The organism is Candidatus Methylomirabilota bacterium (genome assembly GCA_036002485.1).
GTDB lineage: Bacteria > Methylomirabilota > Methylomirabilia > Rokubacteriales > CSP1-6 > AR37.
This window is the reverse complement of the sequence record DASYTI010000245.1, coordinates 1-9,881: the sequence shown is the minus strand read 5'-3', so window position 1 is coordinate 9,881 and position 9,881 is coordinate 1. Positions and strand designations below refer to the sequence as shown.

Here is a 9,881-nt window from a genome sequence, read left to right as displayed (position 1 = left end):
CGCCCCTCAACGTACGTGGCAGTTCGAGCTGAGAGGCGCCGCCACGAGACGAGAGCTGAGTGAGAACTACGCCTCGGGGGCCGCGGCGCTCGCCGCCTCGCATCTGGGCCTTCTTGAGCCGCCTGCGAAGTTTTTACTGGCAGCTTAGTCCGCGGTCGAGGCGGCCGCGGGGAGGGCTTCCTGGCCCGCGGGGTCGAGGGTCTGATCCACCACCGTGTAGATCTTGACGGGGATCTCCTTGCCCTTGACGGTGACCTCGCCCAGATAGCGCGTGTCGAAGAGCTCCTTGACCTCGAGCCACGTCGCCTCGCTGATGATCACGGGGACATTGAAGTCCTTGGTGATGCCCTCGAGCCGCGAGCCCAGGTTGATGGTGTCCCCGATGGCCGTGTACTCGAGGCGCTGGCGCGAGCCGATGGTGCCGACCACGGCGTCTCCCGTGTTGATGCCCACGCCGCAGCGAAGCGCGCTGCCGTACTTGGCCGCGAAGCGCTCGGCGAGCGGCTGCAGGCGCCTCTGGAACTCCAGGGCCGTGCGCACGGCCTGGGCGGCGTGGTCGGGCGCCTCGAAAGGCACGTTGTAGAGCGCCATGATGGCGTCGCCGATGTACTTGTCCACGGTGCCGCCGTGCACGAAGACGGCTTCCGTCATCTCCGAGAGGTACTCGCGCAGGAAGGTCACGACCTCCTCCGGCTCCATCTTCTCTGACATCGAGGTGAAGCCGCGGATGTCGGAGAAGAGCACCGTCATGCGGCGGCGTCCCGCCCCGAGCCCCGCGTCGTCCTTCTGCCGGACGATCTCCTTCACGACCGAAGGCGAGAAGAAGCGCGAGAGGCGCCGCTTCTCGACCTGCTCCTTCGCGAAGTTCTTGGCGACCACGCCGACGTAGGGCACGAGGAGGGCAATGGGCACCGGCAAGACCTCGACCCAGAAGCGCCCCCAGCGGAAGGCCCCATGGGTGCCCGCGACGTACGCGAGGGCGACGGCCGCCACGACAAGAAGTGCCGTGAGCGGTCGGAAGGCCGTGGCCGCCCAGGCCGCGAGGCCACCCGCCACCGCGGCGAGCGACGCCACCAGCCAGATGGGCGCCCGTCTGATCGGGATGCCCGAGAGCAGGGTGTCGAGGATGTTGGCGTGGATGAGCACGCCCGGCATGGTGCGGCGCGGTGCGAATGGCGTTGGGAATATGTCCTGCAAGAAGGGTGTGGTGGCGCCGACGAGCACGATCTGTCCCTCGAAAACTTCCGGGGGAATATCACCGCTGACGATGCGTGAATAGGCGACGCGCGGAAAGGCGTCCGGCGGGCCCGCGTAGTTGATCAAGAGCTCGGGGTCCGCGGGTAGCGGGGCCGCCGGGATCCCACGTGATTTGGCGATCCGATAGATCTGGAGGTCGAATCCTGCCCAGTCACGTTCCTGGAAAGCCATCGTGAGCCTGCTGCGGCGCACGAACGCATCGTGGTCCGTAATGATGTTCACGGGACCCCAGGCCGCCGCCCCCTCGCGGATCAGGGGCAGCGGTGGTTTGAGTTCTACCTTGTCTTGGATCCAGCCCTGGTCCTTGAGCTCACTCAAGCCGGCCGCCAGGACGACCTTGCCCGAGCGCGATATCGCCTTCGCGAGCGCGCGGTCATCGGCGGGCCCCATCGACGAGGGCTCAAAGAACAGGATGTCGAGCGCGATGACCGCTGGGTTGCCGCGGCTCACGATGTCGATGAACTTGGCGTGGAGCGCCCGAGGCCAGGGCCAGGGAAGATTGAGCTCGGTGAAGGAGTCCTCGTCGATAGTGACGATGACGATGGGCGACTGGGGGTCCCGGAAGCCCCGCAGCGAGAACTGCGCATTCACGGCTTTGAGCTCGTTGTTCGTGAGGAATCCCGAGACGTCGTAGGCGTCGGCCAATGCCACGGCCAGCCCGACGAGGGCGCCGACCAAGATAGCGCGCCAGGGGAGAGTGCTGAATGACACGGCGCTGACACCCTACCATGCGCGCGAGGCGCCGGCCAATCTGGCGCCCTTGCGTGGTGGTCAGTTTGGGCGCTGGCACTGGGGCAAGTTGCGAGCCAGATCAACTCAGCCCTCGCCTCGGGCTGGCCCTCAGCTCGAACTGCCACGCGCGAGCGGGTCGGTAGCCCGAGGCGTACGTGGCAATTCGAGCTGAGGGGCGCAGCCCCGAGGCGAGGGCTGAGTCGAACGTACGTTGAGGGCTGCCGGCCCGCTCGCAACGAAGTATGGCGAAGCAAATTGCCCCAGTGCCCGCGCTTGCCTCGACGCATTCGACCGGCTTAGAGTGTGACGGCGCATGAAGGCCTCGGAGAACGCATGAGAGTACGGACGTTCATCAACCGCGTCGTGTGGCTCGTCGTCCTCGGCTATGCGGGCTACGCGGCCATCGCGGCCGGCTCCGGCTATCTTCAGGCGCGCAGCCTCGTTGACCAGGCCGTGGATGAGGCGAGCCGCCGTCCGCGCACGGCGGCCGCCGTCACGCAGCCCGCCGTTGCTCTGCAGGAGTTCGCCGCGGACACGCGCACGGCCCTCTTGCTCGGCGCCCGACGGGTGGGCTTCGATCTTCCGCCGCAGAAGCTCCTGATCGAGCCCAAAAACGGGGGGATTCGAGTCAGTTTCCACTGGAGCCATGTCCTGTGGACCATCGCCGACGAGGCGGTTCTGGCCGTCCCCCTCTGGGTGGACCGGACCTATAGGCTCAAGACGTGACCGCCTGAACGAGAGGAGATGCTCGATGGCATCGGTGGACTGGAGCTATCACCGCAAAGGCTGACAGACCTGCGTCAAGACGCAAGGGTTCCTTGCGAAGCGAAAGATCGTGACCAAGACTCAGGTCGACGCCAAGAAGCAGACCATCAAGGGCGAGCATGCGCTGAGCGTCCTCGGCGATGTGGACGAGATCTACGTCGCCAAAGGCAAACGCGTGGTCCATGTCGACTTGCGAGCCGGCCGGCCTCCCCGGAGCGACCTGCTGGCCCTCCTGCTCGGACCGACGGGCAACCTGAGAGCGCCCACTCTCAGACAAGGGCGCACCCTGCTCGTGGGATTCGAGGAGGCAACCTATCGGAAGGTACTTGGCTAGTCTCCGCGTCCGCGCCCGAGCGGCCGGCTGCCAACCAGGTTGCGCGGCAATGCATCCTGCCGCCGGACGGAATGGCACGAACCTTGTAGCAACGCATAGATAGAGCTCGCTTGCCCCCAACCAGGAGGTCATTGGCCGCCTCGGACGGTTGACTTGGCGGTCGGGGTCGAGTTAGCCTCCTCAAGGGCCTCAAAATAGAGTGTTGTGTCAACGGTTTGCGGGGGTAGGTTACATTCGGATCGCTCGCAGTGAAGGGGGTTTGACAGTGGTGCGAAAGGCCTTTCCCAGCATTGTAAAGGTTCCTGGCACCGGCCTGGGCTCGGCCCGGCCGGGGGCTCGGGGTACGGCCGGCTGGGATCAGCGCGGGTTCACGCTGGTCGAGGCCCTCATCGCTGCCTTCATTGTCGGCATCGCGGCCATCGCTACCGCCATGATGTTCGGGACGGCCCAGAACTTCGTCCACGCCGAAGGCGACAACCGCGTCGCCTTCTATGTGGCCCAGCAGCGCATGGAGCAGATCCGCTCGACGGGCTTCGGCTCGACCACCCTGCCCGACGCGCGAGAGGAGACGGCGGGGACTGGAGTGCAAATCGACAACTTCAGCGACACCGACGCCGTACCCGGCTTCAGGCGCCAGACCATCATCACCGGCGTGTGCCCGACGGACTACTCGGTGGCATGGAACAGTGGCGGGTGCCCGACGAACACCCAGCTCCTGGCCAAGCTCGTGACCGTGTCGGTGCGCGTGCTCGACGGGCCCACGAACTTCACCAACCCCGTGACCCAGCCCGTGGTGATCCAGGCGGTCCTGGTGAAGCGATGACCACGCGCTCCGGGCTCTGGCTCCTGCGTGATGCCCGGGGCTTCACGCTGCTCGAGGCCGTCGTCGCCTCGGTCATCTTCATGACGATCGTGTTCGGGATGATGACGCTGTACACCTCATCTCAGCAGGCGTACAACTACGGGACTTCCCAGGCTTATCTCCAGCGCGTCGGCACCCTGCTCCAGGAGCGGATCCAGCGGGAGCTCGTCGCGTCGATCGCGCTCCAGACGGTCGCCTGCGGGCCGAACTCGACCGTCAATCTCTCGGTCATGTACGTGACGTCGGGCGCGGGGGGATCGGGAGCGGCGGGCAGCCAGAGGTTCTTCTGCATCTGGGAGCAAACCATCAGCACGCCACCGGGTCCCCAGCTCTTTCGCTGCCAGCTCACCAATTTCGCCGTCGGCGACCCTTGTCAGAGCGGCACCACGGAAAACCTGCTGACCCTCACCCAGAGCCAGATCTCCGCTCAGATCGACGCCCCGCTGCGGGTCGCCAACTCTCAGTTCATGCGAGTGACTTGTCTTCCGGCTTCTTCAGGTTCCTGTCCCGACCCCGGACGCACGGTTGTCTCGCCGCTCGTCGATGTCCGCTTCGACCTGAGCGACGGCGTCAACTTCAGCGCCCAGGCCGGCGTCAACGGCCTCCGGTTCGCCTTCAGCCTGACGCCAAGGAACTGAGCATGGAGCGATTCAACGTCTCCACGGCGCGGCGCCTGTCCGATGAGCGGGGCAGCGCGCTCATCATCAGCCTCATGCTGCTCCTGGTCATCACCATCCTGGGCCTCGCCCTCTTCGACCTGGCGCAGATCGAGAACAAGTCCGCGGCGGCGAGCCTCGCCGACTATCGCGCCTTCGAGCTGGCCCAGGCGGGCATCGAGCGCGGGATACGCGAGCTCCAGAACGGCTTCATCAACGACGCCTTCGGATCCGAGAGCTGGACCGACGGGACGCCAGCGTGCACGCCCGGGTGCAATGCCAACACGTACAGCACGCTCAATATCGCCAATACGACTCTCCCCGCTCAGACGGTGACCAACTTCGGAACGGACCCGGGCGGGACCTACACCGTGGAGCTCAAGCTGCTCACGGTCGGCGAAGCCAACAACCCGATCAGCGCGGGCTTCACCTATCCGCACGGCCTGACGTGCTTCTCCGCCAGCACCAAGGCCCTCGTCGATCCAGTGCCCGCGAGCGATGTGTGCGACAACCTCGCTTTCCTGCGGAGCACGGGCACGGTCAACGGCCCGCCCGGATACTCGCGCTCTCGCACGATCCAGGTGCTGGTCCGGGCCAGCAGCACCTCGCCCTTTGCCGCGGGAATCACCGTGGGCGGCGGCGACGGACTCGGCAATCCCGTGATCGTGGGCCAGGTCAATATCGCGGGAAGCGTCAACATCCTGGGCAATGTCAATAGCAACCCCGCCATCCGGCTGCTCCAGGGCAGCCAGATGTGGAACCACTGGGAGCAGATGGATGTGACGAGCCTGACGGCGATGAGGCGGCGGCAGAGGATTTGCCCCGCCGGCGCCGACTGCACCGGAGGGGCGAACCGCGTCGAGTCGCTCGAGGCTGACCTCAGAGTCTACGGGAACATCACCAACAATCTCGTGGCCCTCTTCAATGCCTCGAGTCTCGGCCAGCCTGGCACCACCGCCTGCTATGGCCCCGGGTGCCCGGGCTCGGGGCGCGTCGGCAAGGGCCCGCTCGACGCCATCTACGTGGCGGACGGCTGCCCGCTGCCCTGCACGGCCACGGCCTTCAGCTTGAACGGCGGCTCGACCCTGACGGTGGACGGGAACAACATCACCAAGCCCTACCCCTTCCGCTTCCCGGGCCCGCCGCTCGCCCGGGCGGACATCGCCACGCCGACATTCCCAGACCTCACGAGCCCAGTGATTATCGCCGGGACCACGTATGCGAACTACCAGGCGAACTTCTGGGCCACCCATGCCCAGGCCATGAATGGGGGCACGTACCCGGACATAGGCAATTCCCTAGGCGGGAATGGACCGAGCGGGGGGCTCGACCTTACCGTTCTCGACTTCGCTGACGCAGTGAGTTGGACGGACGCGGCCGGTAATCCCCAGAACGGATGGATCTGCTGGTACCAGGCGAGCGCCACACTCGGGTTCGTAGGCAACGGGAACAACTGTGGAACCCCGAATACCACGCCGGGAAAGTACCTGACCCCGGCCAATCCGATGCTTCTCAATGGCAATCACCAGTTCATCGTCAATCCACTCGGCATCACTTATCGTGGAGCGGCCATCTGGAGCACGCGGCAGATCAGGCTCGACGGCGGTCTCACCGCCTTCAACGACGGAACCGGCGCCGCCTTCTGCAACTCCGATTGCTTCCCGGACAATCACCTCCTCGTCCTCATGAGCGACTTCCAGATCGACATCGCCATGGGCGCCCTCAACCTCAACCGCGTCATGGCGTTTATCTTTGCCAACACGAGCCTCGTCAACTCCCAGCGCGGAGTGCACATCGTTGGCGCCCTGGCGGCCAAGAACACCCTCTGCTTCAACGGCGCCGCCGTGGGCTCGTGCAGCGTGCCCGGCGGGGGAGGCCCGCCGCAGTTCTTCCAGGCCAACATGTACGATCCGAGAAATCTCCCCGCCGCGCTCTTTGCCCCGTCGGGGCTCTCCGGGGAGCGCTGGCGGGTCACCCCCGTGCCGCGCTTCTGGCTCGAGTGCCGGCAGGGCCCGACCGACACCCTACCGACGACCCCGTCGGGCATTTGTTCCTACCAATAAGGTAACGTATTACTTGGGGTTTTCCGGAACTGGCTGCTATAGTCGAACCCCTTAAGCAAGCTCACGGAGTGAATTAGCCGGTCTCTCACCGGAGCGGCTCGGCTCGCGGCTCGGGGGGTTATGCTCGGGAATTTCTTGCGACGACGGCGTGTGGTCGGGCTGGACATCGGATCCGGCTCGATCAAGGCTCTGGCTCTCGAAGGTCGCGGCGCCGACGTCGTCATCACCGGTCTCGGCAGCGCTCCGGTGGCGGCCGAGACGCAAGCCCAGCAAGTCAATCAAGCCATCCATCTCGCCATGGCCGACGCCGGGGCGGATGGCGAGCCGGTCATTGCCGCGGTGGGGGGGCCTGAAGTCGTGATCCGGCAGGTGACCTTGCCGCCGCTCCCCGCCTCGCGCATCATTCCCGCGCTCGAGATGCAGTACCGCGAGCTCGGCCTCCTGCCGCCCGACGAGTCCGTGCTGGATGCCCAGATCTTGAGACAAGCCAAGGACGACAACACCAACGAGATTCTCTCCGTCAGCGTGCCGCGCGGCTTGGTCGACGAGCGCACCCAGCAGCTGAAGCAGGCATCCGTGAACCTCCAGATGCTGGACGTGGAGCCGCTCGCCATCCTCAACGGCGCCCTGGAGCTGACGGGCATGGAGTCGGGTGAGCTGCTCGTCGTCGTCAATATCGGGCGCCAGAACTCGGTGCTCTGCCTCTTCAGCGAGCAGGGTCCGGTGGTCGCGCGCTATCTCGACGTGGGGGCCGAGGCCTTCACCGAGCAGATCCGGGTCGCCTTCCAGCTCTCCCCGTACTCGACGGAAACTTTCACCCGCACCATCGCGCCCGCCGAAGCGCCGAAAGCCGAGACCGCCTGCCGCGAGGTGGTCGAGCGGATGGCCGAGGACATCCGGCTGTCCCTCACCTTCTACCGCACCGAGTACGATCGCGAGAGCCTTCCGCGTTATGCGCTGGGCGGCTGGGCGGATATCCCGTATATCGGGCGCTGGCTCGCGGACCGACTCGGCCTGTCGGCGCCCTTCGAGATCATGGATCCCCTGCAAGCGCACGAGGTGCGGGCCTCCTCCGTGGGCGATACGCCTCGGCTGCCCGGCCCGCAGTTCCTCCAGGCATTTGGCCTGGCCCTGAGGGGACTATGAGCGCGCGCTTCCACATCGACCTGGCCCATCCGGGTCATGTCGCCGATACCTGGCAAGACTGGTTCATCGGGCCCCAGGGACGTCGGCGGTGGGCCATCGCGGCGGCTAGCTGCGGTGTCTTGCTGCTCGCCGTCGTCATCGCGTTGATCCTGCCCCTTCGCTTCCGTCTCTCGTCAGACGTCGGCGCCATTCCAAAACTCCGCGCCGATCTGTCCTCGCTGGACGGCAAATTGAACCTCATCCGGGCGGATCTCCAGGCCCTCTCGCTCGAGGCCAAACGCCAGGTGCGATGGGCCGAGATGCTCAATGCCTTCCGGCAGCAGATCCCGGCCACCCTGAAGCTGCAAAAGGTCGAGGTGGGTGCCGCGCCGGCCACGAGCACGCCGGCTCCAGCGGGCCAGGCCCAGCCCGTCGGGGCGCCGGCCCCCGGGGCAGGCGACCTCCGCATCGAAGCGGTCACGCCGCTCCGACCGGGGCCGCCCCCCCTCATCGAGATCGCGCAGTTCATGGGCGGCCTGATGAAGGACCCCACCGTGGGCAGGCGCTATCAGCTCAAGAGCTGGGAGATCAAACCGGCGGCCGCGGATGGCTCGCAGGGATCGGGTGAGCGCGAGCAGCTCCTGGTGCTCATCGTGCTGTCAGAGAAGCCGCGGTGAGAGAGCGCGAGCTGGCCATCCTCTGGATCGCCCTGGCCGTGGTTTTCCTGGTCAGCCTGGTCGGGCTGCTCCAGTACTCGCGCTCGCTCCGGAGCAGCGGCATCCAGGCCGCCGCGGAGCGGGCGCGTTTGACCGTGGCCATCGACCAGAAGCAGAAGGAGATTTTGACCGAGATGAAGTCGAACGCGGGCGTGCTCCAGGAAATGTCCTGGTCCGGTACCACGGGCGATCCGGCCGTCTTCCTCTCGCGCGTGGCCGAGCTGGCCGAGGGCTCGCGGCTTCGCGTGCTGGGCGTGGGGCCGCTCGAGCAGCAGACCACGCCTCAGTTCAGCAAGTCGTGGCACGCCCTGACCGTGCGAGGGCCCTTCCAGGACCTGGTCGACCTGGCCGGCCGCGTCGAGGGGGATCGGGGCACGCTGGAAGCCATGGCCATCGAGGTGCCGCAGCGTACGACCCAGGCCGCGCCCGCTCCAGGGCAGCCGGCGGCCCCCATCAATCCCGAGATCCAAGCGCGCTTCCGCGTCACCGCTCTTCAGCTGACCCCGCAGGCGCGGCAGATCATCGACGAGGCCGCCCGCGCCAGCGGGGTGTCCCTGACACCTCCGACCCCGCCGACCGGGCTCGCCCTGCCCGTGCCCTCGCCGGCCTCCGAGTATCGGGATCCCTTCGCCTTCGGCCCCTCGGCGGATCGGCCACGCGCGCAGCAGGCCTCGGTGCCGCGCGCCCTGTTCAACCTGCAGGGCATTGTCGGATTCCCCGGAGGGCACCTGGCCATCCTCAACAACCAGATCGTGCGCGCGGGCGATCGCCTCGCCGGCCACACCATCGAGCACATCACGGACAGCGCCGTGCTGCTTCGACAGCCGGACGGAACTCCCCGACGCCTCTCCCTCGCGGACATCGGCGCCGTCAGCAGTCAGAAGCAGCCGCCCGCCGCCGGCAAGCCGTCAGAGCCAGGTGCCCCGTCCGGTCCGCCGCCGTCAACGCCACCGCCGCCGGCCGGGGGCGCCCCCGCACCACCGGCACCCGCGCCCCCGACCCCGGCTCCGCCCGCTCCGGGCGGGCCAAGGAGGTAAGTCGAGCCATGCGTTCGTGGACGAAGACGACCCTGGTCCTCGCCGTATTGGTCCTGCCGCCTCTGCTGGCTTCTCCGGCGGCCGGACAGGCTCCCACTCCATCGGCCCCGCGGCCAAGCAGCTGCTATGACCGCCTGCCCACCGACCCCATCAACCTGAGCCTGCGCGATGCCAGCACCCAGAGCACGCTCCGGCTGCTCGCGCAGAATTACAAGGTCAACATGGTGGTCACGGACGACGTGACGGGCACGGTGACCCTCGACTTCTTCCGGGCGCCCGTGCGCGATGTGTTCCAGGCAATCCTTGATGCAAGCAGCCTCGTGTGCGTGCGACA

At 66.8% G+C, this 9,881-nt stretch carries 9 protein-coding genes and 1 pseudogene; 9 read left to right on the top strand and 1 reads right to left on the bottom strand.

The annotated features are described in order from the left end of the window. Positions 1 to 144: 144 nt before the first annotated feature. Positions 145 to 1,968 carry an adenylate/guanylate cyclase domain-containing protein gene (locus VGT00_21335; GenBank protein ID HEV8533974.1) on the bottom strand — a complete coding sequence of 608 codons (1,824 nt, stop codon included), beginning with the start codon at positions 1,966 to 1,968 and terminating at the stop codon, positions 145 to 147. 354 nt (positions 1,969 to 2,322) lie between these two features. Here VGT00_21335 and VGT00_21330 point away from each other — a divergent pair, with 354 nt between their 5' ends. From VGT00_21330 to VGT00_21290, 9 genes and pseudogenes are all read left to right on the top strand, one after another. Next, a complete protein-coding gene (locus VGT00_21330) occupies positions 2,323 to 2,715 on the top strand; it encodes a hypothetical protein (protein HEV8533973.1) in 393 nt (130 codons plus the stop codon). A 76-nt stretch (positions 2,716 to 2,791) separates the two neighbouring features. Then, a pseudogene (locus tag VGT00_21325) lies at positions 2,792 to 3,088 on the top strand (ArsC family (seleno)protein). Between the two features lie 265 nt (positions 3,089 to 3,353). Then, on the top strand, positions 3,354 to 3,911 hold the full coding sequence (locus VGT00_21320; GenBank protein ID HEV8533972.1) for a type II secretion system protein: 558 nt from the start codon (positions 3,354 to 3,356) through the stop codon (positions 3,909 to 3,911). Next, positions 3,908 to 4,588, top strand: a complete 681-nt coding sequence (locus VGT00_21315) for a hypothetical protein (protein HEV8533971.1) — start codon at positions 3,908 to 3,910, stop codon at positions 4,586 to 4,588. The genes VGT00_21320 and VGT00_21315 overlap by 4 nt, the downstream gene beginning before the upstream one ends. Before the next feature lie 2 nt (positions 4,589 to 4,590). Then, on the top strand, positions 4,591 to 6,669 hold the full coding sequence (locus tag VGT00_21310) for a PilX N-terminal domain-containing pilus assembly protein (GenBank protein HEV8533970.1): 2,079 nt from the start codon (positions 4,591 to 4,593) through the stop codon (positions 6,667 to 6,669). 135 nt (positions 6,670 to 6,804) lie between these two features. Beyond that, the gene (pilM, locus tag VGT00_21305) at positions 6,805 to 7,815 is read left to right on the top strand and encodes a pilus assembly protein PilM (GenBank protein HEV8533969.1); all 1,011 of its coding nucleotides are present in this window, start codon (positions 6,805 to 6,807) and stop codon (positions 7,813 to 7,815) included. After that, a complete protein-coding gene (locus VGT00_21300; GenBank protein ID HEV8533968.1) occupies positions 7,812 to 8,471 on the top strand; it encodes a hypothetical protein in 660 nt (219 codons plus the stop codon). Before pilM ends, VGT00_21300 begins: the two co-directional genes overlap by 4 nt. After that, positions 8,468 to 9,547 carry a hypothetical protein gene (locus tag VGT00_21295; protein HEV8533967.1) on the top strand — a complete coding sequence of 360 codons (1,080 nt, stop codon included), beginning with the start codon at positions 8,468 to 8,470 and terminating at the stop codon, positions 9,545 to 9,547. The genes VGT00_21300 and VGT00_21295 overlap by 4 nt, the downstream gene beginning before the upstream one ends. A gap of 8 nt (positions 9,548 to 9,555) precedes the next feature. Beyond that, positions 9,556 to 9,881: hypothetical protein (locus VGT00_21290; protein ID HEV8533966.1), on the top strand; the 326-nt coding region annotated here is incomplete at its 3' end.

Coding starts and splice junctions, on each gene's coding strand:
- VGT00_21300 (HEV8533968.1), top strand. CDS start 7,812: ATGAGCGCGCGCTTCCACATCGACCTGGCCCATCCGGGTCATGTCGCC.
- VGT00_21330 (HEV8533973.1), top strand. CDS start 2,323: ATGAGAGTACGGACGTTCATCAACCGCGTCGTGTGGCTCGTCGTCCTC.
- VGT00_21310 (HEV8533970.1), top strand. CDS start 4,591: ATGGAGCGATTCAACGTCTCCACGGCGCGGCGCCTGTCCGATGAGCGG.
- VGT00_21315 (HEV8533971.1), top strand. CDS start 3,908: ATGACCACGCGCTCCGGGCTCTGGCTCCTGCGTGATGCCCGGGGCTTC.